21 protein-coding genes and 3 pseudogenes are annotated in these 24,897 nt (G+C 41.2%); 14 read left to right on the plus strand and 10 right to left on the minus strand.

The genetic code is table 11. From position 1 onward, the window contains the following. Positions 1-196: 196 nt before the first annotated feature. The 4 genes and pseudogenes from ribD (at position 197) to VL20_RS11590 (ending at position 6,047) form a co-directional block, all read left to right on the plus strand. A pseudogene (gene ribD, locus VL20_RS11570) lies at positions 197-1,293 on the plus strand (bifunctional diaminohydroxyphosphoribosylaminopyrimidine deaminase/5-amino-6-(5-phosphoribosylamino)uracil reductase RibD). Positions 1,294-1,531: 238 nt separating this feature from the next. Then, positions 1,532-3,505, plus strand: coding sequence for a molecular chaperone HtpG (htpG, locus tag VL20_RS11575; protein ID WP_052278445.1), 1,974 nt, complete (start codon positions 1,532-1,534; stop codon positions 3,503-3,505). A 461-nt stretch (positions 3,506-3,966) separates the two neighbouring features. After that, a pseudogene (locus tag VL20_RS11580) lies at positions 3,967-5,468 on the plus strand (DEAD/DEAH box helicase). A 229-nt stretch (positions 5,469-5,697) separates the two neighbouring features. Next, positions 5,698-6,047, plus strand: a pseudogene (locus VL20_RS11590) (4a-hydroxytetrahydrobiopterin dehydratase). On the opposite strand, the gene VL20_RS11595 reads toward VL20_RS11590, so the two are convergent. The 3 genes from VL20_RS11595 to VL20_RS31130 form a co-directional block, all read right to left on the minus strand. Next, positions 6,044-6,922, minus strand: coding sequence for an NAD(P)-dependent oxidoreductase (locus tag VL20_RS11595; RefSeq protein ID WP_052276591.1), 879 nt, complete (start codon positions 6,920-6,922; stop codon positions 6,044-6,046). The pseudogene VL20_RS11590 and the gene VL20_RS11595 sit on opposite strands and share 4 nt — an antisense overlap. Before the next feature lie 90 nt (positions 6,923-7,012). Beyond that, positions 7,013-8,929, minus strand: a complete 1,917-nt coding sequence (locus tag VL20_RS11600) for a BRCT domain-containing protein (RefSeq protein WP_052276592.1) — start codon at positions 8,927-8,929, stop codon at positions 7,013-7,015. A 244-nt stretch (positions 8,930-9,173) separates the two neighbouring features. Further along, entirely contained in the window at positions 9,174-9,341 is a 168-nt protein-coding gene (locus VL20_RS31130; RefSeq protein WP_158499341.1) for a hypothetical protein, read from the minus strand. 59 nt (positions 9,342-9,400) lie between these two features. Between VL20_RS31130 and VL20_RS11605 the strand changes: the two genes are divergently transcribed. Next, positions 9,401-10,054, plus strand: coding sequence for a DUF3782 domain-containing protein (locus tag VL20_RS11605; protein ID WP_052276593.1), 654 nt, complete (start codon positions 9,401-9,403; stop codon positions 10,052-10,054). A gap of 441 nt (positions 10,055-10,495) precedes the next feature. Here the strand turns inward: VL20_RS11605 and VL20_RS11610 are convergent, their stop codons facing one another. From VL20_RS11610 to VL20_RS31720, 4 genes are all read right to left on the minus strand, one after another. Further along, complete coding sequence (locus VL20_RS11610) at positions 10,496-10,681, minus strand: type II toxin-antitoxin system HicA family toxin (RefSeq protein WP_002735013.1); 186 nt, start codon at positions 10,679-10,681, stop codon at positions 10,496-10,498. Continuing rightward, a complete protein-coding gene (locus VL20_RS11615) occupies positions 10,678-10,902 on the minus strand; it encodes a type II toxin-antitoxin system HicB family antitoxin (RefSeq protein ID WP_002770935.1) in 225 nt (74 codons plus the stop codon). The genes VL20_RS11610 and VL20_RS11615 overlap by 4 nt, the downstream gene beginning before the upstream one ends. 45 nt (positions 10,903-10,947) lie before the next feature. After that, the gene (locus VL20_RS11620) at positions 10,948-11,196 is read right to left on the minus strand and encodes a DUF433 domain-containing protein (protein ID WP_052276594.1); all 249 of its coding nucleotides are present in this window, start codon (positions 11,194-11,196) and stop codon (positions 10,948-10,950) included. Positions 11,197-11,327: 131 nt separating this feature from the next. Further along, a complete protein-coding gene (locus tag VL20_RS31720; protein WP_052276595.1) occupies positions 11,328-11,615 on the minus strand; it encodes a hypothetical protein in 288 nt (95 codons plus the stop codon). A 57-nt stretch (positions 11,616-11,672) separates the two neighbouring features. Here VL20_RS31720 and VL20_RS11630 point away from each other — a divergent pair, with 57 nt between their 5' ends. The 6 genes from VL20_RS11630 (at position 11,673) to VL20_RS11650 (ending at position 15,631) form a co-directional block, all read left to right on the plus strand. Next, positions 11,673-11,861 (plus strand): hypothetical protein, encoded by a 189-nt coding sequence (locus VL20_RS11630; RefSeq protein WP_002762197.1) that lies wholly within the window; start codon positions 11,673-11,675, stop codon positions 11,859-11,861. Next, on the plus strand, positions 11,858-12,148 hold the full coding sequence (locus tag VL20_RS11635) for a type II toxin-antitoxin system RelE/ParE family toxin (protein WP_002744303.1): 291 nt from the start codon (positions 11,858-11,860) through the stop codon (positions 12,146-12,148). Before VL20_RS11630 ends, VL20_RS11635 begins: the two co-directional genes overlap by 4 nt. A 566-nt stretch (positions 12,149-12,714) precedes the next feature. After that, entirely contained in the window at positions 12,715-14,208 is a 1,494-nt protein-coding gene (locus tag VL20_RS11640; RefSeq protein ID WP_052276596.1) for a GAF domain-containing protein, read from the plus strand. Between the two features lie 5 nt (positions 14,209-14,213). Continuing rightward, positions 14,214-14,672, plus strand: coding sequence for a DUF7689 domain-containing protein (locus VL20_RS11645; protein WP_052276597.1), 459 nt, complete (start codon positions 14,214-14,216; stop codon positions 14,670-14,672). 95 nt (positions 14,673-14,767) lie between these two features. Continuing rightward, positions 14,768-14,899, plus strand: coding sequence for a hypothetical protein (locus VL20_RS32610; protein WP_002744308.1), 132 nt, complete (start codon positions 14,768-14,770; stop codon positions 14,897-14,899). 3 nt (positions 14,900-14,902) lie between these two features. Beyond that, a complete protein-coding gene (locus tag VL20_RS11650; RefSeq protein ID WP_052276598.1) occupies positions 14,903-15,631 on the plus strand; it encodes a class I SAM-dependent methyltransferase in 729 nt (242 codons plus the stop codon). A gap of 27 nt (positions 15,632-15,658) precedes the next feature. Here VL20_RS11650 and VL20_RS11655 read toward each other — a convergent pair whose 3' ends face one another. The 3 genes from VL20_RS11655 to VL20_RS11665 all read right to left on the minus strand — a co-directional run bounded on the left by VL20_RS11655 (position 15,659) and on the right by VL20_RS11665 (position 19,306). Then, positions 15,659-18,532: a CHAT domain-containing protein gene (locus VL20_RS11655; RefSeq protein ID WP_052276599.1), complete on the minus strand. Its 2,874-nt coding sequence runs from the start codon at positions 18,530-18,532 to the stop codon at positions 15,659-15,661. Further along, a complete protein-coding gene (locus VL20_RS11660) occupies positions 18,529-18,849 on the minus strand; it encodes a hypothetical protein (RefSeq protein WP_052276600.1) in 321 nt (106 codons plus the stop codon). Before VL20_RS11660 ends, VL20_RS11655 begins: the two co-directional genes overlap by 4 nt. A gap of 226 nt (positions 18,850-19,075) precedes the next feature. Next, on the minus strand, positions 19,076-19,306 hold the full coding sequence (locus tag VL20_RS11665) for a type II toxin-antitoxin system CcdA family antitoxin (protein WP_002762207.1): 231 nt from the start codon (positions 19,304-19,306) through the stop codon (positions 19,076-19,078). Positions 19,307-19,639: 333 nt separating this feature from the next. On the opposite strand from VL20_RS11665, the gene lepA reads away from it, so the two are divergent. From lepA to VL20_RS11680, 3 genes are all read left to right on the plus strand, one after another. Then, positions 19,640-21,451 carry a translation elongation factor 4 gene (gene lepA, locus VL20_RS11670; protein ID WP_052276601.1) on the plus strand — a complete coding sequence of 604 codons (1,812 nt, stop codon included), beginning with the start codon at positions 19,640-19,642 and terminating at the stop codon, positions 21,449-21,451. Positions 21,452-21,510: 59 nt separating this feature from the next. Then, on the plus strand, positions 21,511-22,686 hold the full coding sequence (locus tag VL20_RS11675) for an AAA family ATPase (protein ID WP_052276602.1): 1,176 nt from the start codon (positions 21,511-21,513) through the stop codon (positions 22,684-22,686). A 386-nt stretch (positions 22,687-23,072) separates the two neighbouring features. Next, complete coding sequence (locus VL20_RS11680) at positions 23,073-24,887, plus strand: ABC transporter ATP-binding protein (protein WP_052276603.1); 1,815 nt, start codon at positions 23,073-23,075, stop codon at positions 24,885-24,887. The last annotated feature ends 10 nt before the right edge of the window (positions 24,888-24,897 follow it).

Below are 24,897 nucleotides of genomic sequence, written 5' to 3' on the forward strand. Positions count from 1 at the left end.
CTCTGATACGTTTCACTTTAAAATAACAATAGTAGATAAGTTATCAGTTATCAGATGTGAGTTTTCAGTTCACTGATTACTGTTTACTGGACGGCTACGCCGTGCCTTTGGCAACACTGAAAAAAGCTTCCCACTGATCACTGATTACTGTTTACTGATCACTGATCAAGTCTCCCCTCCTTTGGAGAAATCAACCATGGCCCAGGCAACGGAATTCGATCGCAAAATGATGCAAAGATGTCTAACCCTTGCTAGGCAAGCCTTGGGGCGGACTTCTCCTAATCCTTTGGTGGGTTCTGTGATCGTTCAAGAGGGGACAATTATCGGCGAAGGTTTTCACCCAGGGCCGGACAACCCCATGCAGAAGTTTTCGCCCTGAGACAGGCGGCAGAAAAAGCCCGTGGTGCCACTTTATACGTCAATCTCGAACCCTGTAACCACTATGGACGTACTCCACCCTGTAGCGAGGCAATTGTGCAAGCAGGCATTAAAAAAGTGGTGGTAGGGATGATCGATCCTAATCCCCTGGTGGCGGGGAAAGGCATTCAAAGATTAGCATCGGCAGGCATCGAGACGCTGGTGGGGGTGGAGGAGTCCGAATGTCGTCAACTCAATCAGGGTTTTATCCATCGCATCACCGCTAAAAAACCCTTCGGTATCCTCAAATATGCCATGACTCTCGATGGCAAAATTGCCGCTACTAGCGGTCATAGCGCTTGGATTACTAGCCCCGCTTCTCGCCAAATAGTCCATCAACTGCGATCGGCCTGTGATGCGATTATCGTCGGCGGTAGCACTGTCCGTCAAGATAATCCCCACCTCACCACTCACGGCCTCTCCGATCATAATCCCCTGCGCGTGGTCATGACTCGATCGCTCGATTTACCCCCCTCCGCCCATCTTTGGGATACCAGTCAATTTCCCACCCTTGTTTATACACAAATTGATGCTAATGTCAAGCTTAAGCAACAATTATTAACAAAAGGCGTGGAAGTGATCGAACTAACCGAGGTGACACCCACTTTAGTGATGGAAAATCTTGCTCAGAGGGGATTTTGTCAGGTTTTGTGGGAGTGCGGCGGCGGTTTAAGCGCAGCTGCGATCGCTGAGGGCATGGTACAAAAAATTATCGCTTTTATTGCGCCCAAAATCATCGGGGGAATCAAGGCACCTACTGCCGTGGGTGATTTAGGTTTCCAGTTAATGAGCCAAGCTTTACAGTTAGAAAATGTCACGGTTAATTATCTCAATCCCGATATTTTGATTGAGGGATATCTGCAAAGTGAAAAGTAGAGCTACTGCAATTCTGGCTCAATCGGCAAATCTCAACCAACCGCTTGTAAAAGTCAAAAAGTCATCAATAAACCCGATTTTTGCGCTCGAGTTCCAGAAATCGCCCTGCTGCCGTCAACTCCCTTTATCGGTACGGTTATCCCCCTAGAGGAAGTTGGGCAATCGCTCTGTGATCAGTGCTGCCATTATCGAGCAAAATAAAAAAGTTAGAATAGTCAAGCCCTTAGTGATTGAACGTATGACGGTACTCGAAAAAGGTAATATCACGATTCATACCGAGAATATCTTCCCTATTATCAAAAAATCCCTCTACACTGACCATGAAATTTTTCTGCGGGAATTGATATCCAATAGTGTTGATGCCATCTCGAAATTAAAAATGGCTTCCTTAGCAGGAGAAGCGAGAGGAGAAGTCCCCGAACCAGAAATTAATCTCGCCATCGATAAAGAAAATCGTACCCTATCAATTACCGATAATGGTATCGGGATGACAGGGGAAGAAATCAAGAAATATATTAACCAAGTTGCCTTTTCCAGTGCGGAAGAATTTATCAATAAATACCAAAAATCAGCCAACGATTTAATCGGTCATTTTGGCCTAGGTTTTTATTCGGCTTTTATGGTGGCTAAAAAGGTAGAAATTGATACTCTTTCCTATCAAGAAGGTGCTACCCCTGTCCATTGGTCTTGTGATGGTTCTCCCGAGTTTGAATTAACCGATTCTTCCCGCAGCCAAATCGGCACCACTATCACCCTAACTTTAATGGATGAGGAAGGGGAATATTTAGAACCTGCCCGCATTCGCCAGTTAGTCAAAACCTACTCAGATTTTATGCCCGTTCCCATTAAAATTGATGGGGAAGTGATTAATCAACAACGGGCTTTATGGAAAGAATCTCCTCAAAATCTGACTAAAGAAGACTACCTAGAATTCTATCGTTATCTCTATCCTTTCCAAGAAGAACCTTTACTCTGGGTACATCTGAATACCGATTATCCTTTCTTGCTCAATGGCATTCTTTATTTTCCCAAACTCAGACCGGATGTGGATGTCTCAAAAGGACAATTAAAGTTATTCTGTAATCAGGTTTTTGTTAGCGATCATTGCGAGGAAATTATTCCCGATTTCCTGATACCCTTGCGAGGAGTCATCGATAGTCCAGATATTCCTTTAAATGTGTCTCGAAGTGCTTTAACCAAAGATCGCACCGTTCGCCGTATTGCCGATTTTATTGCCAAAAAAATTGCTGATCGCCTCAAATCTCTCTACAATGAAGACGCAAAAGAATATATTCGTTGTTGGGGAGATGTGGGAACTTTTATTAAATTTGGTTCCTTAAAAGAGGATAAATTTAAGCAGCAGGTAGAAGATATTTTAATCTATCGCACTACCTACAAACCCCCAGAAACTGCCGTACAAGTGGAAGTGCAAACCGCCGAAGGTGACGCATGGCAAGAAGCAACGGCGAAAACTCCCCTAGAAGCGATCGAACAGGAAGGTTATACTACTCTCAAAGCCTACCTGGAACGCCATAAAGAACGCCACGAAAATCGAGTTTTTTACTGTACCGATCCTCGTAGCCAATCCACCTACGTTGAACTCTACAAAAATCAAGGTTTAGAAATCCTTTTCTTTGATTCTTTCATCGACACTAATTACTTTATTCCTTTCCTAGAAAGAGAATATTCTGATGTGAAATTCACCCGGGTTGATTCTGAATTAGACTCGACGCTGCTCGAACAGGATCAAGCTAGTGAAATTATCGATCCCGCCAGTAATAAAACCAGGGCTGAATTGATCAAAGAAATCTTCGCCAAAGCTCTCGATAATTCCCGCATCAATATCAAAACTGAAGCCTTGAAATCCGATGATCCCCAAGGTACTCCCCCGGCAATTGTCTTACTTCCAGAAGCGATGCGACGCTTACAGGAAATGACGGCAATGATGCAGCAAAAAGCTATGGCTTTCCCCGAAGAACATATTCTGATGATTAATACTAATCATCCCCTAATTCAACAGATTGTCCAGATTAGTCAGGGAAGTATTGTTACTGGTAGCGGCGAATCTCCATCGGCGCAATTAGCGAAAATGCTCTGTCAGCACGTTTATGATTTAGCTTTAATCGCTCAAAAAGGATTTGATGCCGAGGGAATGCAAGCTTTTGTGGAACGTTCCAATCGCGTTCTGACTAAGCTAACCGAAAAGATTTAATCTATTGCCAAACTTTGGCTGTTTCGATATGCTGAGAGTGTGTTAATTCACACTCTATTTTTTTAACAAGATAAATTGGCTCTCTTGACATCATGGTGTAAAGTGTTCGTAAATTTTACATTTTGGGCGCAAGCATTGCGCCCCTACATTACCCCGCATTAGTTTTTCTGTAGAGGCGTAGGGCGTAAGTCCTCCCTTAGATAAATATAAGCCATCAGCCTTGAATAAGTTATCAGTTATCAGATGTAAGTTTTCAGTTCACTTATACTGTTTACTGTTTACTGATAAGCTGTTCGTAATTTAAATTGCTTGTTGAGACGAGGCAAAAGGCAAGAGGCAAAAGGCAACAGTAAAGGGATTGGGGGGGTTCGGCTAATCTAAGAATAAGCGGTTTAAATGCGTCTTAGCTTAACTGATAACTGATAACTGATAACTGATAACTGATAACTGATAACTGAAAAATGCGCTTACCCACCCTCAAATATGAGCGAGGAACCTTAATTCTCCATCCACCACCAAAGGGGAAAAAATGGCTAGATTTTGCCACTTGGGATGATCGTATCGAAAGATTTCGCATTTTGGCCATTCATTATCGTCCTCTCGTGGAAACTCTACAGGAGGAGGGCATTAACTTCCAAGATGAAGCAAAAGCTTTTAACAATTTAGAATTAATTGCCAGTTTTGAACGGGAACCCTACCCCCACCAAACGGAAGCGTTAATCGCTTGGAAAAAATCCCAGAGAAGGGGTGTTATCGTCCTTCCCACCGCTGCCGGTAAAACCTATCTTGCCCAATTAGCTCTACAATCGACTCCCCGCAGTACCTTAATTATCGTGCCGACTATTGATTTAATGCACCAGTGGTATGCCCAGATGTTGGCGGCTTTTCCCGATGCCGAGGTGGGATTATTAGGGGGAGGTTCTAAGGATAATAGTGCTATTTTAATCGCCACCTATCAAAGTGCGGCAATTTATTCAGAAACTCTTGGCAATCGTTACGCTTTTTTGATTTTTGATGAATGTCATCATTTACCATCGGATTTCTTTCGGAAAATAGCGGAAGATTCGATCGCACCCTATCGTTTAGGTTTAACAGCAACACCGGATCGCGGTGATGGTAGTCATCAAGATTTAGATTATCTTATCGGTGCAATTGTTTATCAAAAAAGTCCCCAAGACTTGTCAGGAAAAGCCCTAGCCAATCATGAAATAATTCAAATTAAAGTGAAACTATCTGCTAAAGAACAGGAAAAATATCAAGAAGCAATTAAAATTCGCAATGATTTTTAAGAAGAAATAATCTCAGTTTGGCTGATTTAAATGGTTGGCAAAATTTTGTCATGATTAGTGCCAGAAGTAGCGAAGGGCGCCGGGCGATGTTAGCGCACCGGGAGTCGAAGGAAATATCCTCCGGAACCCAGGGAAAATTGCGGGTTTTAGCCGAGTTAATCTGTGAACACTATCCGGAGCCAATTTTAATTTTTACCAACGATAATGCCACAGTTTACGGCATTTCCGAGAGCTTTTTAATACCTGCCATAACCCATCAAACTCCCGTGAAAGAACGCCATGAAATCCTGACCCGTTTTCGTCAGGGAGAATACAAAATTCTGGTGACTTCCCATGTTCTTAATGAAGGGGTTGATGTGCCGGAAGCGCGCATCGCGATTATTTTATCGGGAACCGGTTCCACCAGGGAATATATTCAGCGTTTAGGACGGGTGTTAAGAAAAGGGCAACAAGAGGATAAACGGGCGATTTTGTATGAAGTGATAGCCGAAAATACCACGGAGGAAAAAACCTCCCAACGACGACGGGGAGAGCATAAAAATAAAACTAGCTATAAAACCGGTAATCAACAATTGGAATTATTGCCTTCTCCTCCGAAAAAATCTTTTTCTTTCCCGAAAGCTGCCGAATCTTCTACCCCTTGGGTGAGTTCTCCAGAGTCAGAGGAAGAATAAAAAATTTCTCTGGGGGATTTTCCTCTATAATAAAGGTAAGTAGGTAGGTGTTAAAAGTTGTCAGATACCCCCCTTATCAAGGGGGGCAGGGGGGATCGGCACCCCCCTTATCAAGGGGGGCAGGGGGGATCGGCACCCCCCTTATCAAGGGGGGCAGGGGGATCAGAGGCAAAATCTATCTTCAATTTAATTATAACTACTTACTTAAAAAATCTGGATTGATACCCCTATGACCGAACTTGCTCAACAAAAATGTCAACCTTATCAATCGGGTTCTTCTCCTATCACTGCCGAGGAAATTACCGCTTTACAGGCTAAAATTCCCGATTGGAATCTCTTAGAATACGAGGGTATTCCCCGTCTGCAAAAACTCTATAAATTTGCCAATTTTCAAGGGGCAATTGCCTTTACTAATGCCGTGGGAGAAGCGGCGGAAAAAGAAGGCCATCACCCAGCTTTATTGACAGAATGGGGTAAAGTTACCGTTTCTTGGTGGACCCATGACGTGGGGGATTACATCAAAATGATTTCATCATGGCTGCCCGTACCGATGATATTTATCGCCAACAAAATGCTTAATCGTAGGCACGAATCATCGCTTGGGTTCCCTGTTTAATGCCCTTGCCTTCGTCCAATTCCGCTACTACTTTAAATAGAGTTTCCGCTAAATCTGTCCCGGGCAGAATTTCCCCGGCTGTCTGGGCAGTTTCTTTGACTAATCGCAAATCTTTCAAAATATGTTCAATCATAAAAGCCGGCTGTAAATCTTGGGCGAGGATTTTTGGTCCCAAATTTTCCAACGCCCAAGAACCTGCCGCCCCCGTTTTACAGACTTCTATGACTAAATTGGGGTCTAATCCTTGAATTTTTGCCATTTTTAGAGCCTCACACAGTGCCACCATGTGAACCGCCCCCAAGACTTGATTACAGAGTTTTACCGCTTGTCCGTTGCCAATTTCGCCACACCAGCGAATAGTTTTGCCCATGGCTTGAAAACAGGGCAAACAAGTCTGAAAATCCGCTTCTTTCCCCCCCACCATAATGGTTAAAGTGCCGTTTTTCGCCCCAATATCGCCCCCAGAAACGGGAGCATCGAGAAAACGGAGATTATTTTCCTCTAGCTTTTTACCAATCATCCTAGCGGCTTGAGAGCCAATGGTACTCATATCCACCACCAGAGTTCCCACCGCTGCCGATTCCACGACACCCCCCGGTCCCAAAATTACCGCTTCCACGTCAGGCACATCCCCGACGCAGGTAAAGACAATCTCGGCATCCCTGACGGCGGCGGCAATATTAGAACAAATGTTCGCACCAGCTGCCCCAGCAATGGTTATCCCCGGCGCTTCTGGGGTACGATTCCAAGCATTGACAGCAAAACCCTGACGGACAAGATTAGTCGTCATCGGCGCTCCCATTACTCCTAATCCTAAAAAGGCAATTTTTTGACTCATAATTTTGGTAATCAAGGGAAAGGGGAGGTGTGGGGTGTATTTTCATTGAACAGTAATCAGTGAACAGTGAACTGATAACTGATAACTGTTTTAGGATTCTACCATTTGCAGAAATTGGGCTTCTGAAATGGTTTTTATGCCTAATTTTTGAGCCTTTTTGAGTTTCTCACCGGGAGCTTTACCGAGGAGAATATAATCAGTATTCGCACTGGGGGAACCGGTAACAGTACCACCGACATTAATAATCAATGATTTCGCTTTCTCGCGACTGATTTTGCTGAAGGTTCCTAGTATAACTAGGCTTTTTCCCCTTAGGGTATTTTCGGCGGATTCTTGACTGGTTTGGACTATCTCCGCTGCGGGTTGCACTTCTAAACTTGTATCGGCAACCGGTATTTTTTCTGCTGCTACTACCGGAGTTTCCTCGGCAATCACCGGGGGAGTTTCCTCGGCAATCACCGAGGGGGTTTCCTGCTCTTCTACTACCGGAGTTTCACTAATAATTGCTTCTGGTTCATTAGTGGTAATAGGGGTAGTTTGTTTAGAGAAATCGTCTCTTTCTTGCTGTAGGTTTTGAATTTTAACCTCTAAAGCGGCGATTTCTTCTTGCTTAGTTCCTAACTCACCCTCGAACTTAATTTTTTCTTTTTCTAAAGCTTTAGCTGCCGTTTTTTGGGCTTCTAAATCTTGAGTTAGTTGGCGATTTTGTTGGCTTAATTCCTCGATATGACGGGAAGTTGTGGTTTCTAATTGGTCTTTTTCGGCACTTAACTGGTGTAGTTGAATCTCTAAATTAGAAATGTTTTCCCGATAGGTTTCTAGCTGTTGCGGTAACTGGGTTAATTCCTGTAATTGCCCTTCTAAATCAGCAATTTTTGCCTGAGAATCAGCCAATTGTTGGGGTAACTGGGTTAATTCCTGTAATTGCCCTTCTAAATCAGCAATTTTTGCCTGAGAATCAGCCAATTGTGGCGGTAACTGGGTTAATTCCTGTAATTCACCTTTTAAATCAGCAATTTTTTCGGCAGCAGTGGTTAATTCTGCCGATAATTCCCCTTTCTGGACTTCTAAAGCTTGTAACTCCAGTTTAGCTGCTTCGAGACGAGCGCCGAGACTGTCCTTTTCGTCGGTTATGGCCGCCACTTGAGCGACGGTTTCTTGCAGTTTTATAGTTAAATTGTCGCATTCTTGCCCTAAAGAGAGCGATCGAGTTTGACTTGCGGCTAAATCTTCGCTGAGAGACTTTTTTTCCTGCTCTAACCCAGTAATTTGACCCTGTAAGCTGGCTATTTCTTGCTGTCCTCGCTCATACTGTTCTGTTTGGTGAGCCAGATTCTGTTCTAAGGTTTGAATTTGACCTTGCCAGCTGGGAATTTGGGCGGCTAAATCGCTTAATTCTCGGTTTTTATGCTCTAAATCGGCCACTTTTGCCCTTAATTCCTCGGCTTTTTCTAGCTCTTGCTGTAAGAGAGTTTTATCCTGTTCTAGGGTCTGAATTTGACTATAGAGAGAGGTGGTCTGTTTTTTGGTCAAATCAAATTGACGGTTAATTTCACCTTTTTGCTGCTCTAAAGTTTGAATCTGTGCCTCTAGGCTAGTAATTTGGGCTTTTTCTCCCTCTAACTGCTCCATCAGACCAGCTTTCTCCGCTTCTATTTCCTTAGCGGTGGTTTTCAGTTGTTCAATTTCACTCTCACCTATCTGGACAGCTTGCTGGAGGGACTGGAGAGAATTTTCTAAATCCGTAGCTTTGTGCTGTAATTGGGCGGAATGTTGTTCTATGTAAATTATTTTGGCGTGCAGCTGCTGATTTTCGTCTTTTAACTCTGATTGCGCCACGTCTAAACCCTTGACTTGAGCCAACAAATCTGCGTTACTTTGCTGTAATTGCGCTTGTGCGGCTAAAAGGGCGGTATTTTTGCTGACGAAACCAGAGCGCGACCAGAGGAATAGTCCTCCGAAAACAGCACTTAAACCTAATCCCTCATAAATTAATTCGTTGAGCATATCTACCCTCCTAGACAAGCGAAAAACAGTCACCTAACCGAACTGATGCGGCAATTTTGGTTATAGACCTACATCTCTACTTATATCAGTTACGGGGTGCATTCGGGGGAAGGGGGGGGAAAAGTCACTTCTTTCATCCCGGTGTAAAAAGGTGATTTAGCTATTCGCGTTATGCTAATTTGTACCTGATCCCATTCTTGGGTGATTTCCAGGTTGATTTCTTCCTGATGGTCAAAATAGTAGCCTATTGCCGCAGGAACTTCGGCTGATAATTATCCATTGTCAATTGCCTATTATCCATTAAAAACGCGATCGCCTTTTGACCTTTGACCCCTTCCCCTTGAACTGCGATCGCTGATTTGTTGATAGTCAATAATTGATTGAAAAAACACGGATGAGAAGCTAGGGACATTTTTTCTGGGCCAAGTCGCTAGAATGGGACTAGACTCCTCAAGCTTGAAGAATCTCCCTATGTCAGACGCTGTAACGCTCGCCGATATTTACAAGTTATTTGAAAGAACTGAGGCCCAATTTGCCGAGTTTCAAAAGGAAGCTGATCGCCGCAGTGCCGAAGCTGATCGCCGCAGTGCCGAAGCTGATCGCCGCAGTGCCGAAGCTGATCGCAGCAGAGAGGAAGCTAATCGCACGATGGAAGAATTAAAAAAACAGGTACAAGAAACGACCAAAGCCGTTAATAACCTAACAACACGCTGGGGTAGATTCGTTGAAGAAATGGTAGAGCCTGCGGTTGTGCGTTTATTTCAGGAACGGGGCATTGATGTCACCCAAACGATGAGTCGCTTGAAAAGTAAGCGTTCTGGGGCGGCAATGGAGATTGATATTGTGGCGGTGAATGGGAGCGAGTTGGTGGCTGTGGAATGTAAATCTCGACTGTCGAGGGATGATGTAGATGATTTTGTCAGCCGATTACAGCGATTTAAGGTTGCTTTCCCCCAATTTCGAGAGTTTCGGGTTTATGGGGCAGTGGCAGGCATTGAAATTGATCAGGGGATAGATGTCTATGCCTATCGGCGCGGTTTGTTTGTGATTAAGCAATCGGGGGAAACGGTTAAAATTATCAATGATGCTCAGTTTCAACCTTTGGGTTTTGCTGAAGGTGTTTAATCTCTTTTTTAAGAAGGCGTAATTTTGCGATCGCCCTTTTAATTAATAATGAATAGTTGATAATTATCCATTGTCAGGAGTCATTTGGGAAACCATTATAGAAATAAAAAACATTAAACAAAAAGCCAGAAATTTAATCGATAAATTGCCAGATAAGTGGGTGGGTGGAATTAAATATAAGATAAACGTAGGTTGGGTTGAAGCATGAAACCCAACGCCCGCTCATGTTACGCTACTGCTAACCCATCCTACAAATAATTGTGTCTCCCTACTTAGTTCTACATGGTATGATACACAGGTAAATTAAATGTAATTTATTATGTTTAATTAGTAGTGATAGAATTGGTGCGTTACGGCGGATTGTTAGTTTTATTTTATTATCCAAATTAGTAACCGCAAACACGCAGCCTACACTCTACAGCAGCTTAACAGGAGTCGCACTCATGGTTCTGGTATTTGTAAATCTCGACAAATTTTTCGCGTCAAGAATTCATTGATTTCACGATGGCGCGGAATGGCTGAAGATTTCTGATTGACACGATTTACATAAATCGTATGATTGCCGCCTTCTCTTAAGAATTCACAGCCATAAGCTTCTAAATGACGAATTAAGTTTATACGTTTCATGCAGCCCAGAAAGTAACAGACTCTCGAATCACTTCTTGTCCTTGCAGTTGCTCTTCAGCTAACATACGATTAGCTTCTAAAACTAGCTCAATTGCTTCTTCTAAATTGCTTCTAGTTTCTTCTAGAGTCTCTCCTTGAGTATTAGCTCCTGGCAATTCTTCGACAAAACCAATATAGCCTTCGGGAACTTTCTGGAATATTTTTGTTAGTTTTAGTTGCATGATTTACCTCAGAATTTTAAATTATATCACCCACCATCATTAAAGTTAGCGGTGCGTTACGGCTGCTGAAGTGAAGCTAACGATATAATCGGATACAGCCCAAGCTGCATAATTAAGAGCCTGACGAATATCTTCCTCCTCCAACTCTGGATAAGCCTCTAAGATTTCCTGAATAGATAACTGACTAGCCAACAGTTTCAAAACAAATCCTACAGTGATACGCATTCCTCGAATCATTGGCTGTCCAAGACATATTTGTGGATTAACAGTAATACGGTCTAGCTCTCTAATCACCGTGGAACTCCTGAGATAAACGGCTCTTCGGTAATTGTTATGCAATGGACGGGGGTTATAAGGGATAGAAACCTTATATAGAAAGGCATTTAGCGATTTTTGTCAATTATTTTTGATCTAGAGCGAACTAATCAATTAAGTCTCTTACCAGATAAGGATTTAGTCGATTTATGCCCCCCTATCGAACCATACCAAGTAACGAAGAACCAGATAAACTCCTCCTGTATTGTTACATACAGCAATGAATGTTGAGCAAGTTTCTGCGCTGCTGCGTGTGAATTAAGCGGCGACGAGAGTAAATATACAGCATTTATCCACCAACTAACACCAATCACGGGTTGAGGTTTCGTTGAGGACATCGAGAGGGAAAAGCCTTTTTGGATATTCTGAGCGTTAGCGGTGGTTTTAGAATACACCATCTCTAGGAGCCTATCTTGCTATAATGTAAACTGTCAGGAGTCATTTTGGAAACCATCATGGAAATAAAAAACATTAAACAAAAAGCCAGAAATTTAATCGATAAATTGCCGGATAATTCTACATGGGATGATTTGATGTATGAGATTTATGTGAGACAGGCAATTGAAGCAGGATTAGCCGATAGTGAGGCGGAAAAGGTTATTTCTGTGGCAGAAGTACGCACTAAGTTCAAGCTAGAGCCATGAAAGTTTTCTGGACAGAAACCGCCGTTAATCATTTATCATCCATCTACAACTACATATCACAAAACTCCCCTCAATATGCTCAAAGACTGGTGGAAAGATTGACCAGACGCTCAGAACAGATTGCTAATTTTCCCTTTTCGGGTCGTCTTGTTCCGGAGTTTGAAACTGAGCAGATCCGAGAAGTTATCGAGGGTTCTTATCGCATAATTTATTATATCAAGCCTGAGCAAATCGATGTTATTGCGGTACTTCATGCTGCCCGAAACATTGAAAATCCACAAGATTAACGATAATCCAAGACCATTGGGGGAGTAAATTAATGGCAGCAGTGAAGATTACCAAAAAAGGGAAGAAAGCTCCAACGGGTTAGCTATCCCTCTGGGAGGAGTGGGAGGCCAATAGTCCAGAAATTATTGAGGTGGCTCATCAGTTCATCTTGACTAATTGTCACAACCCGCAGCGGGCGATATTTCTCGATTGATCTTAAATCTTTGGTTGAGACTGCAAGAAAGCAGGGTGCAGGGGAGAAAGTTGAAAACCCATCTCCCCTGGCCTCGTATTATTATCCGAGAAGTATTGAGTTCCAGGGCATTGATCGGCTTAACTATACCAAGGGCATCTAACGGTGATGAGTGATCGGCACAAAGATGGCAGCTCGAAGACACTACAATTGACAAACCTGTAAATCCATGTTACAATTGATAATTGATAATTGATAATTGATAGATAAAACTATCATTAGCATGATTGTTCTTAATTAACCATAATACTTTTATTCTCATCAGCCTCGATATTTCAGTTTGAGTGTGATGGTAATCTTGAGTAAATTGACTAAATTTCAAGGAGCAACTAAATGCCTGAGAGTTTACAAGGTGAGAAATGTGACGATACTGCAACTAAGGCTAATCAATTTTTAAATACTAGAAACGACCTTATAAGTTATCAAACAAAAAGATTAGACAATCTTTCTGATTTTGAACAACTTGAGCAAGCCTTAATGAATTTTACAAGCAATAAGAAAGATACGGTAAAATATATTCTAAAAAAAGTTTGTGAAGAAGCTAAGTGTCAAGTTGCAGCGATTTTTTTAATCTCTAAGGATGATGTACTAGAGCGTTTTGCCATTCAAGGCAAAGACGTTAATGGTGAGCCAATAGATGATACATGGCTACAAGAAGAGAGGTATGCGAAAGGGGAGAGTTTCACTGGCAGCGCTGCTAATCCATCTGATGGATCATATGGGAAGGTTACTGGAGAGCTTTTCCAGTATGAAAATTTGAAGTATAGGCAGGAATATTCTGATAAGCTAGGCAAATTAATCTCTGCCATTGCCTTACCTTTGAATGGACGAAACAAAACCTATGGAGTATTGAGAATTATAAACAAAGTTGATGATCAGGGCAATATTGACGATCTGGCAAGCTTTGATCCCTGTACAGTAGCTTTCTTAGCAGGAGTCGCCTCTGCTAAACTATCTAATATTCACAGGGATTCTGAGATTAATATACTCAATTACTTGACATACCTTGCAGATATTATCCCAGTTGATTCCTTTGACAAGTATCAAGAAAGGATGTATGACGAAATTTTCAAATACTTAGTCGGCAACGAGACTCCATATAAAGTTGCCATTCTTTACAGAAAAAACTTGTCTTCTGAAGTAGTGGAAGTTTTACGATTTTCTGAAGTATCTGGAGTAAGTAATTCATGTCGAGTTTATCTTGAAGAGGTTGGAAAGGAGTTTGCAGAAAAAATCTCTTCAAATACTTGTCAATTTATTGAAGGAGTACATGAGGAGAAAAACAATAATCGGTTTATTCAAACTGATTTAAAACATTTTGAAGATTCAAAACTTGAAGCCTTTGGCGTTTTCCCACTTTTCTTTGAGGGAAAATTCATCGGAGCTATTGCTCTATTTTTTGGATATAAGTTCAAGCTATTCGATAATAATCTTAGCTTTTTACAAAGTTTTTCTTCTTTACTTGCCATATTAGTTAACAAACAAACTCGGGCAGAGAGACTAAGGGAGTTTGAAAGTCTTGCTGAAGATTGGATTAATGAAACAAGTCATTTATCCTCAACCCATGAGGCGATTATACATCCTAACTATCAGAGAATTATTGGAATGGGGCAAGATGTTATACCATTTTTGCTCAAAAATCTTAAAGAGCCAAAAAGCCTTCCTAGCCGTTGGTTTTGGGCATTAAAAGCTATTTCTGGTGAAGATCCGGTTCCTAAAGACAGCCGGGGTAAGTCTAAGGAGATGATCGATGCTTGGTTGCACTGGGGTATCCGAAAGGGATATATTAAAGGGGATATATTAATGAACACTAAATCATCTATTTAAAAAGTATGTGTATTGTAATCATTAACGGTGATAGTCATATAACCAGTCGGAGAACTCCTTATTACAATTCCTTTGCTTGGGCAGTAAATGATCAAGAGCGTTGGTGGTTTCCCGATCGATTTGAGACTGAATATTGGCCAGCTGGAATACCAAGGGAGAACACTCTAAGTGCCTTCATAGATGCCTATAGGACCGAGCATTTTGAAGTTTGCCCAATTGGTGATCCTAATTTAGAGTTTAGTCCTAACGGTTTTTTTGTTGAAAAAATCGCTATTTATACTATTAATGGTAGTCCCTCTCACGCCTGTCGGCAATTAAACACTGGAAGATGGACGAGTAAAATAGGAGTTCGTGAAGATGTACGACATGAATTTGTGGAACATTTTATTGTAGAAATTGAAGGGATACCTGATATTCTTAATCTTGGAAACCGCAGCATTATTATGAGGAGAATACATCATTAATAGTAGGCTAGAGTCTAGCTTTGCTTTCAAATAAGATATGTATCTTAAGTTTGCTTGTGGAAGTTCTGCAATTGTAAAGATATGCTATAATTGGAGTGAGTCAAAGTACCAAAGTTAAGCGTTTAGAGGAAGTAGCGAATTGCCATCAAAAGCTAAATATTATGTTCGGCAAGTCTTTCAGCAAAATTAAGTCTCTGACTATGTACACCAAAATAGCTAAGTTATAATTTATGGAAAATAATCAACTTATAGAAAGAAGGTTTGACGGCAAGATAGGTGATGATTATAGTCTCTGGCAATCTGCTCGTCCTCATCTTAAAAAGTTAAGACAAGAGTTAGTCAAACTACTAATTAACTATCAAAACTCTTGCCCAAAGGAATCGCTGATCCTAGAAATTGGGTGTGGCGATGGAGAATTAACTGAGATGATCCTATCTGAAGCAAAAAATATTAAGATAATCGCTATCGATAACGAACCTTCGATGATTCAAAAAATCCGCTCAAGGCTTTCACATTACCTATCTCAAGATACTCTTGTTGTTATTCAGGATGATGTTTTAAACTTTTTGCAAAGTTATCCTTTGAATAACTTTAATTTTATTGTTTCTGGATTCACTTTTCACAATATGTTGGCACTCTATCGTTTTCAAGTATTTCAACTATTATATAGTCGGCTTCTCATTGGAGGTAAGTTATTAGACGCTGATAAAATCGCGCAAAGAGGTGAACAGCATAACCGTGATATAAAGTGGCAATATGATAAATTCTTTGAAGTCCTTGTATCTGCTGAAAGGTTCGATCTCCTGAAAGAGGTTATGTTGCACTATACTACGGATGAACAACCTAATAGAATACGCTATGAAGATGAAACAATCTCTGAACTTTCAGAAATTGGATTTCAAGAAGTTACCTTATACTTACGTCAATATATGGATGCACTGATTATAGCCTCTAAATAGAATTTTACCCGATTGTTAGCACCTAAGTTAAATATTTTGGGATTCAAGTCTTGAAGCTAACGTAGAAATTCTCCTCGCTCCATAAACAATTCCCCCACCCCCACCTTGGTAAAAGTGATGGTATATAAGAATTGGAAATGTAAAGTCGCTCAAGTCTGCTGTGGCAGGATATTCTATATTTTCAAGCTCCAACCATATACCTCCTTTTCGCCAACCTATGCAATCGCCAAAACTACCCCATACTTCCCGATTATATTCTTCTGTCCCCCCAAGGTCACGGTAAATTTTCGCCTGTCTCTTAATACCAAATTTCCCTTCGCTGTATTTCACCCAGAGACGGTCAATTTCATTGATTACATCTAGGGATACCTGACTAAAAAGGTCGTAGAAGTCATTATAATTTTCTATGATCATCCACTGGTACATAATGAAAGCGGTTTCGTAGTCGGCTTTTTTCCAATCCTGTTGCTTTAGGTACTCCTCTAACTTTTGATAGATTTGTTCTTGGTTTTCTATGAGATGTTCCCTCTGTTTTCTCAGTTCTTTTTCGTAGGCGCGATCAGCCTCTTTGTGATATTGTACCGAGATCATCTTGTCGAATTGTTCCCTAAATCTTTCAGGGTTTTCTGTCTCTGCAAAAGCTAGACGGAAAATCTCGCGCCATCTTTCCTCATTTTTGTTTTCTTTATTCCCCCAAAGTTCGGTTAAAGCCTTGGCTGCTGTTCCCGCTAAATCAGAAAGCTTACTTGCATCTTTGGGAAGCTCGATATGGGGGTTAATATGTTTGATGTGGGAGGCGCGGTAGAGGGTTTCTCTATCTTCATTGTGGATTACCTCGATCAAACCTTTATCTTGTGCTTGTTGTAATTTTTTCTGATAGTTGGGAACCGATTGACAAACCGCTTCTAAAGCAGCCAAAGGGACAGGAATTTCATAGATTAGGCAATTACTGACCACTTTTTCAAGAGCTTCATCCGTCAAGAGTTGAGGTTTTTCCTCTAACCGCCAGACTATCTTATCGCGCCAAGTAACATCAGATTCATTCTCAAATGACCGCAACTTTGTATCTATCTCCCCTGAACTTAAAACCTCATTGTTGAGCCATTCCAACAGACGGGGGTTGCCATCAGCAAGATTTAAAGCTCTTTCTATATAGTTTTTATCAATCTTACCTGAACTAAAATGCTCTAACCGCCGCAGTTTCTTTTCTAAATCGGACTCTTTGTATTTGAAAGAAGGCAAAGACTCCAGATGATAAAATTCCTCTAATAGAGGGGAACTGAAGGTATAGCGCGAGGTAATAATCAGGCGATGATAGTAATTGGTTTCCTGTATCGCCTCAACGAGAGCTTGTAATAGGGGGGCTACCCCTGCTTTAAGGATATAGTCATCGCTGGCTGAAGGACATTCTAAGTTCCACTCGAAATCATCAAGAATAAGCAAAAGAGGCTGGTTTAACTGACCAAAAACATCAAAAACATTCTTTAAGCGATAGTCTAAATCCTCATTAGAATCCAGAAGGATTTGACGTTGTGGACGGTCTAATTTTTTAGCTAGGGTATTAACCAAGCTAGTTTGATCAATTTGTTGATGCCAGACAAGCTTAGTATAGTCTGGAAGGCGATCGCACAGACGAGCGGCGAGGGTACTTTTCCCGTTACCACCAAAACCTTGCAGGAAAACCCCAGCTTTACGAATTGCTTTAGAATCATCAAAGGGTTTTTTCAGCACTTGCAAGCAATCCTGAAGATCACGGCGGCGACCGATAAAAGTTTCCCGTGTGGCTACCCGCAAATATTTCGTTTCTGGGTCCACAAATTGGTCAACAACGGATACGGGAGGTAAAGGTTTTTTCTGTCCTCTCCTTACCAAAGCTTCTGGGATACTTTCCCTCACATAGAGGCGTAAACAATGCCAATCCCTGGCCTGATTTCCCAATAATTTCTGATAGGCAAAAGCTAACGACTCGCTTAAAGTAAAGCCTTGGGAAAGCTTTTCATAGAGGATGGCCGCCGTGTCAGCAGCTTCGTTATCCCTGACGGGTTGACCCCACCCCAAAACAGCTTTAGCCCCTTTTTCTAATAACTTCTCGGCCATCGAAAGGATCTCATCACCATCGGAGTAGCCTGTCCGACACCCTGATAAAAACAAAAGCTTGGGTAAATTAAACTGTAATTCTCTGGCAATATCTTCGGCGCTGGTATCTTGCCTATCTCCGTATTCCGTCTCGGTAATAAAATAGGGTTTCTGATCCTTGATGGTGGCGTGTCCGCTCAAGTGGATAACATCGAAATATTCCCTATCTTTACTGACTATCAATTCGCCTAATTCTTTAATACATCCGCTCTCTTCAACGGTTAAAGATAGGGGTTTTCCTCTAGTTGCTTTGAGGATCTTCCCTTCTTCTGCCTCAAAATCTAGTATAGGCGTTACACCCTTAGCAGAACTTGCCATGAAAACCACATTTAAGGCTCGATCCTGCGCGTTGTTGTCCACAGTTAACAGCCTTTCATTACCGGTTTTCATCCACCGCAGGGGAACAATAGCGGGATACTTAGACACCAGAAAACCCTGACCATCGTGTAATAATTCCCAGGGTAGATGGACTAATCTTTTGCTGGTGCTGATAGCCAGAACTATTATTTCCTCTCCCCGGTGGCTATCTAATTCGCTCTGGAGGATGCGCTCCGTACCATCTAACCATCGGTACAAACCTTGTCCTGTTCTGGCGTGGTCTTTCGGTAAACGGGTATAGTAATCGGTGTCGGCCTTTTTACTTAGGTTGTCTATTTCACTCAAGCATCTTGTGTAGGTACGAGTCTGGTTGGGGTTATCCCAGAAAAATCGGAACTCAACCCTATTGCTACCCCTCTCCTGAAGGTCAATATGCAGTATCCTCATGATTTTTCTTGTTCCAAGAGTTTTTGTAGTTGCTCTAGGGTAGCATCTTTGAGCATCAGGCGATCGCCGTTTTTGCTCACAATTAACACTCGTTCGATTTTCGGGGTTTCAGGAGAGTCAATTTTTTGCTTTAACTGGTACAATTTCTCAGCGATGGCGATTGTTCCGCTAATAATGCCGATGATGGTGGCGATGGTGGCAAGGGTTCCCTCTTTCTCCACTTTGGAGATAACTTCGTAGCTGCCTTGCACCCCTTCCATCTCTAGGATGTCCTGAGCAACCTTGATAGCATCGCAGCCTTCAATTTCTATCTGCATCAGTTTTGTTCCTCCTGTCAGTACCCCAGCAAAATGATCCTAAATCCGTTTATTAAAAACTGATTATCTATTCCCCCTTTTGCTTGTCCTGATATGTAGCCTATACTCAACGAATTTAGTATGACTAGCTTAGTTGGGGAAAAAATCTCAATTACCATCAATGGTTGACCTAAGAAAATATTTCAGTCTCTCCGTCGGGAAATAACCTATTAGAGACTGAAAAATCTTAGTCATTCCATTCCCCTTTGGGTGGTACGGGAGGATTGCGTCGAAGATGGCGGGTTAAGTCCTCATCCGGTTGTTTCTCTCCTCTTAGCCACTGTTTAATCGCTGTTTCGATAATGCGACTAGGATCGTTAGTCAGGTGTTTAATCTGTTCTAAAACTTCCGAGTCAAGGTGAATAGCGATTTCAACTTTCTCCGCCGTGCGCTGAGTCGGTGTAGCATTGTCGTTCATAAGCTCTATTAATGATTGCTATCTATCATTCTACCCGTCAGTCGAGGATTCTCATCCAAGAGTTTATCTATAGTAATCCGATTTGGACAAATCATAGAGCTTTTCCTTAGCCATTGCTCTTTCCCTGATTTTGTCCCCATACTCAAACTGACCATAGTTTCCTGTGGATGCCGAGAGGGAAAGCTAAGGTCAAAACCCTGACTATACTTGCAGTTTAGCTTTTTTTACCTTTTACTTTTCGCTTTTGCTCCAGCCTTAGAGACTTTACCTCTACAATGAATTAAGGAATCTAAAATTTTATAAACCCCTGACTTTTGCCAACAGTGAACCACGATGACTGACGTTCCCGTTTCTCGCATTCGCAATTTTTCCATCATCGCTCATATCGATCATGGTAAATCAACTCTCGCCGATCGCCTCCTGCAAATTACAGGAACCGTAGCCCAACGGGAGATGAAAGAACAATTTCTCGATAATATGGACTTGGAACGGGAACGAGGTATCACCATCAAGTTACAAGCGGCACGCATGGATTATACCGCTAAGGATGGTCAAAAATACGTTCTCAATCTGATTGATACCCCCGGCCATGTGGATTTTTCCTACGAGGTTTCTCGGTCTCTAGCGGCGTGCGAGGGAGCTTTATTAGTTGTGGATGCGTCCCAAGGCGTAGAAGCGCAAACTTTAGCCAATGTTTACCTAGCACTGGAAAATAACCTCGAAATTATCCCAGTTTTAAATAAAATCGACCTACCCAGTGCCGAACCGGAACGAGTCGCAGCGGAAATCGAGGAAGTGGTGGGTTTAGACTGTAGTGAGGCGATTCGGGCCTCGGCTAAGGCTGGGATCGGTATTAATGATATTCTAGAGTCGATCGTCCAATTGGTTCCCCCTCCCCAAGATACCCTCGCAGAACCCTTCCGAGCTTTAATTTTTGATAGTTATTACGACGCTTATCGAGGGGTAATTGTCTATTTCCGCGTCATGGATGGTCGTGTGAAAAAGGGCGATAAAATTCGTTTTATGGCTTCTGGTAAAGAATTTGTGATCGATGAATTGGGAATTTTATCACCGCAACAGGTACAGGTAAATGAACTTCACGCGGGAGAAGTGGGTTATCTGGCAGCCGCGATTAAAACTGTTGCTGATGCCCGGGTGGGTGATACGATTACTCTAACCACTAAACCGGCAAAAGAGCCTTTACCCGGTTATACAGAAGCAAAACCGATGGTTTTCTGCGGATTATTCCCCACCGATGCTGATCAGTATGCCGATCTCAAAGATGCGCTGGAAAAGTTAAAATTAAACGATGCAGCCCTATCCTACGAACCGGAAACTTCTAGCGCCATGGGTTTTGGTTTCCGTTGCGGTTTCTTGGGACTGCTACACATGGAAATCGTCCAGGAAAGACTAGAAAGGGAATATAACTTAGATTTAATTACCACTGCTCCCTCGGTAGTTTATCGGGTTACTACCACCGATGGGGAAATTGTCGAAGTGGATAATCCCAGTTTGTTACCTTCCCCACAAAAACGGGAAAAAATTGAGGAACCTTATATCCAAGTGGAAATGATTACTCCGGAAACCTATGTAGGTGCTTTGATGGAATTATGTCAAAGTCGTCGGGGAGTTTTCAAGGATATGCGTTATTTTACTAAAACTCGCACCGCTTTGATTTATGAGTTACCTTTAGCGGAAGTGGTGACGGACTTTTTCGATCAATTAAAATCTCGATCGCGCGGTTATGCTAGTATGGAATATCAATTAATTGGCTATCGGGAAAATGAGCTAGTTAAATTAGATATTATGGTCAATGGTGATCCCGTTGATGCTTTAGCGATGATCGTTCACCGGGATAAAGCTTATTATGTTGGTCGTGCGTTAACCGAAAAGTTAAAAGAATTGATTCCCCGGCATCAATTTAAGGTTCCCATTCAGGCCGCTATTGGTTCTAAAATTATCGCTAGTGAACATATTCCTGCTTTAAGAAAGGATGTCTTAGCTAAGTGTTATGGTGGTGATATTAGCCGCAAGAAAAAGCTGTTAGACAAGCAAGCAAAAGGTAAGAAACGGATGAAAGCGATCGGAACTGTTGATGTCCCCCAGGAAGCATTTATGGCAGTCCTAAAACTCGATCCTCAGTAAAGTCTAGGGGTGAGAATTAACTCACCCTTTTTAGTTTTGGCAGAGGGAAAGAAATTATTATGAAACTTTTGAGATTATCCTATCAAGATTTATCCTCTGGATTAAGTATAGATTCTTGCGAGTTTTTTCCAGATTTGAATTTATTAGTTGGTATCTCAGGTGCAGGAAAAACCTCGATTTTAAAGGCTATTAGGAATTTAAAAAGAATCACTAACGGTGAGTCTATAAATGGGGTGAAATGGGATGTAGAATTTTTAACCAATGATCATGTTCGTTATCATTGGTTGGGTGAATTTGAGGTTAGAAAAGCTCGTTCTCTCATCAAGATTGAAGAAGATGAAGTCAATAGTAATGACGATGAAAATAAGGTTAGTATAATTAGTGAAACTCTTTTAAAAGATCAAGAGGTTTTGATCGAAAGAAACCAAGAGGTAATTGAGTTTAAACATTCAAAGACACCAAAACTACCATCTTATTTAAGCTGTATAGAGCTTTTCAATCAAGAAGAAGATGTTTTCCCTGTTCGACAGGAATTTAACAAAATGGTTTTCAATCCACTTAAGTTTAATATCTCATCTTCAACATTGGATAAAATCCTTAGAGACTACGAATATACCTCTCTCTCTGAATTACAATCGAGTCAACTTCCTATTTCCGACAAACTACTGATCACTTATAAAAAATATCCCGATACGTTCGAGATAATAAAGAGAAAGTTTTTAGATATTTTCCCTCAAGTTGAAGATTTAAAAATAGAATTTTTAGAACCATTCAAACTAGGTGATATTGGTATGCTTGTTTCATTAACTCCAATTTTTTTACTTGAAGACTTACCTCGCATACAAATAAAAGAAAAAAACTCTCATGTCTGGATTGTAGAACCAAATATCTCCTCTGGAATGATAAAAAGCCTGATGTTCTTAGCAACGATCGAATTATCTCCTGATGGCAGCGTTATATTAATCGATGAATTTGAAAATAGTTTGGGGGTTAACTGTTTGGACACTTTAACAGAAGATTTATTAGTTAATTATCGAGATTTACAGTTTATTATTACCAGTCATCATCCCTATATAATTAATAATATCAGTCCTGCCTATTGGAAAATAGTCACTCGTAAAGGAGGAGTAATTAAGGTAAACAATGCGGCTGATTTTCATATTTCTAAAACTCGACAAAAAGCCTTTATTGATCTTATCAATGTCTTAGAAGAATTTCCCCAAGGAATTAGTTAATCGATGAATATTTATTTTTTATTTGAAGGAAGAAGTACCGAAAAAAAGCTTTATACTGCAGCGTATCGATAAAACTGAACACTTAAAAACCTTTCAGAAATTTATTAATTTTTGTGATAATATTCGCCAAAATTTCCGATAAATTGATCTGTGGTGCTTCTGACGACGATGAAATATAAGCTGATTTGGCATCATCTCCTGACTAATAGCTGATCGAGAATACAAGACTATGACAAGGCTTTTGTCCTAGAAATTTCTAGTTCGGCAGATTTTTGTAGTATTGTAGTATAATGGTAACTCCAGAAAAACAATCCTAAAAGTGCCGTCAGTCTCTTCAGTTAGCAGTTACCAGATAGAAGTTAAAAATTGGCAATTTACTTGATGTTATGGCTTCCTTACGGGATATTCTCAGTTACTATCGCAATTATCAAAAAGCCGCCTTTTTGAGCATTGCTGCATCGAGTGTCTTTGAAATTATCGATCTGATGGTTCCCTACGCTGTCGGACAGATTCTTAATGTTCTTTCTGATCAACCTTTAGATGGATTCGTGCAGTCTTTAGTTGATCGCACCATGATTTTAACTCCCTTTGCCTCAGAAAAGTGGGTTAGTTTGGCGGTATTATTAGGCTTAATTTTCCTAACCACGGTAATTAAAGCACCAATTCAGCCTTGGGTGGGTGTCTGGTTTCACTGGGAAATATCCTTAAGAGCGCGACGAGATCATCTCAGAAAAATTATTGCCAAAATTCTCACCTTACCCCTATCTTTTTACGATGAAAATAATCCAGGACGCATCGCTAACCGGATCGCCAAAGGCATAGAAAATCATACTTGGACTTATCCCGAAGTGGCGGGAATGATGATCCCAAAATTGTTTAGAGTTTTCGGTATTTTTATTGTTATATGGATAATTCAATGGCAAATCGCCCTTGCTTTTCTTATTTCTTTTGTATTAATTGTGGCTTTTATTGTCAGAGATTTAAAAGATTTAATGCAAAAAGAAAGAATTCTTGATCAGCATATCGAAAATACCCAAAGTCGTAATTCTGAGATTATTACTAATATCAAAACCGTCAAAGCTTTCGCCACAGAAGGACAGGAATTATATCGTCAAAAACAGCGTTTAGAAAGAGAATTTACCTACGTTATCTATCGCATTCATAAGGGTTATGTGGACTTAACAACTTGGGAAAAAACCCTCGTCCAAGCTAGTTTATTTGGAGTATTTTTCTTTACTCTCCTAGCTACCGTTCAACAGAAAATCTCGATCGGGCATTTTATCACCACCTATACCCTCGCTAGTATGGCCTATGCGGAATTAGATCCCCTATCTCAAATGGCAGAAACTTTCGCTCGTCGCTATGCTTCTATGGCACGTCTAAACGAATTTATCAACTTGCCTAGTGGTACTGATTCCGGTAGTCTTTTAGCCGATCATGCCCAACACAATCCCTATCATTTTACGGGGAAAGTAGAATTAAGTAATCTTAGCTTTGGCTATAGTCCTGAAAGAAGGATTCTCAAGGATATTAATCTTCTGATTGAACCCTATCAAACCGTGGCATTAGTGGGAAAATCAGGTTCAGGAAAATCCACTTTAGTTAAGTTACTTTTCCGCTATTTTGAACCGAATCAAGGACAAATTCTGATGGATGGCGAGGATATTAGTCGCTTGGATGTGACTTGGTATCGGCGACGGTTAGCGATTGTCCATCAAGAAGTAGATGTGTTTAATGGTACGGTGTTAGAAAATCTCACCTACGGTAATCCTAATATTAGCTTCGAGAAGGTAGAAGAAGCCTGTAAAATTGCCCGTGTCGATGAATTTATTCAGGAATTACCTAATGGTTATTCCACTATTGTAGGGGAAAGGGGCGTGCGTCTTTCGGGGGGACAAAGACAGCGTTTAGGAATTGCTAGAGCTTTAATTGTTGATCCAGATGTGTTAGTTTTTGATGAGGCCACTTCTAGCTTAGATTATGAGTCAGAAAGAGCAATTCAACTAGCCATGAAATCCATTTTAGGCACTCGCACTACGATTATTATTGCCCACCGTCTCAGTACCGTTCGAGAAGCTGATCAAATTGTCGTCTTAGATAATGGTCGCATTGTCGAGATCGGTAGCCATGATCAATTATTAAATCAGCAGGGAATCTATCAACGTCTCCACTCTTTGCAAGAAAGTGGCGAACTGGTTTAGTCTTAAAATA

It is taken from the genome of Microcystis panniformis FACHB-1757 (assembly GCF_001264245.1).
Taxonomy (GTDB): domain Bacteria; phylum Cyanobacteriota; class Cyanobacteriia; order Cyanobacteriales; family Microcystaceae; genus Microcystis; species Microcystis panniformis.

Excerpts from the sequence above, each read along its gene's own strand:
- VL20_RS11635 (WP_002744303.1), top strand. The coding sequence starts at position 11,858 with ATGAAAGTTTTCTGGACAGAAACCGCCGTTAATCATTTATCATCCATC.
- lepA (WP_052276601.1), top strand. The coding sequence starts at position 19,640 with ATGACTGACGTTCCCGTTTCTCGCATTCGCAATTTTTCCATCATCGCT.
- VL20_RS11650 (WP_052276598.1), top strand. The coding sequence starts at position 14,903 with ATGGAAAATAATCAACTTATAGAAAGAAGGTTTGACGGCAAGATAGGT.
- VL20_RS11605 (WP_052276593.1), top strand. The coding sequence starts at position 9,401 with ATGTCAGACGCTGTAACGCTCGCCGATATTTACAAGTTATTTGAAAGA.
- VL20_RS11640 (WP_052276596.1), top strand. The coding sequence starts at position 12,715 with ATGCCTGAGAGTTTACAAGGTGAGAAATGTGACGATACTGCAACTAAG.
- VL20_RS11680 (WP_052276603.1), top strand. The coding sequence starts at position 23,073 with ATGGCTTCCTTACGGGATATTCTCAGTTACTATCGCAATTATCAAAAA.
- htpG (WP_052278445.1), top strand. The coding sequence starts at position 1,532 with ATGACGGTACTCGAAAAAGGTAATATCACGATTCATACCGAGAATATC.
- VL20_RS31130 (WP_158499341.1), bottom strand. The coding sequence starts at position 9,341 with ATGTCCCTAGCTTCTCATCCGTGTTTTTTCAATCAATTATTGACTATC.
- VL20_RS11610 (WP_002735013.1), bottom strand. The coding sequence starts at position 10,681 with ATGAAACGTATAAACTTAATTCGTCATTTAGAAGCTTATGGCTGTGAA.
- VL20_RS11675 (WP_052276602.1), top strand. The coding sequence starts at position 21,511 with ATGAAACTTTTGAGATTATCCTATCAAGATTTATCCTCTGGATTAAGT.
- VL20_RS31720 (WP_052276595.1), bottom strand. The coding sequence starts at position 11,615 with ATGGTGTATTCTAAAACCACCGCTAACGCTCAGAATATCCAAAAAGGC.
- VL20_RS11615 (WP_002770935.1), bottom strand. The coding sequence starts at position 10,902 with ATGCAACTAAAACTAACAAAAATATTCCAGAAAGTTCCCGAAGGCTAT.
- VL20_RS11600 (WP_052276592.1), bottom strand. The coding sequence starts at position 8,929 with ATGCTCAACGAATTAATTTATGAGGGATTAGGTTTAAGTGCTGTTTTC.
- VL20_RS11645 (WP_052276597.1), top strand. The coding sequence starts at position 14,214 with ATGTGTATTGTAATCATTAACGGTGATAGTCATATAACCAGTCGGAGA.
- VL20_RS11595 (WP_052276591.1), bottom strand. The coding sequence starts at position 6,922 with ATGAGTCAAAAAATTGCCTTTTTAGGATTAGGAGTAATGGGAGCGCCG.
- VL20_RS11660 (WP_052276600.1), bottom strand. The coding sequence starts at position 18,849 with ATGCAGATAGAAATTGAAGGCTGCGATGCTATCAAGGTTGCTCAGGAC.
- VL20_RS11665 (WP_002762207.1), bottom strand. The coding sequence starts at position 19,306 with ATGAACGACAATGCTACACCGACTCAGCGCACGGCGGAGAAAGTTGAA.
- VL20_RS11630 (WP_002762197.1), top strand. The coding sequence starts at position 11,673 with ATGGAAATAAAAAACATTAAACAAAAAGCCAGAAATTTAATCGATAAA.
- VL20_RS11655 (WP_052276599.1), bottom strand. The coding sequence starts at position 18,532 with ATGAGGATACTGCATATTGACCTTCAGGAGAGGGGTAGCAATAGGGTT.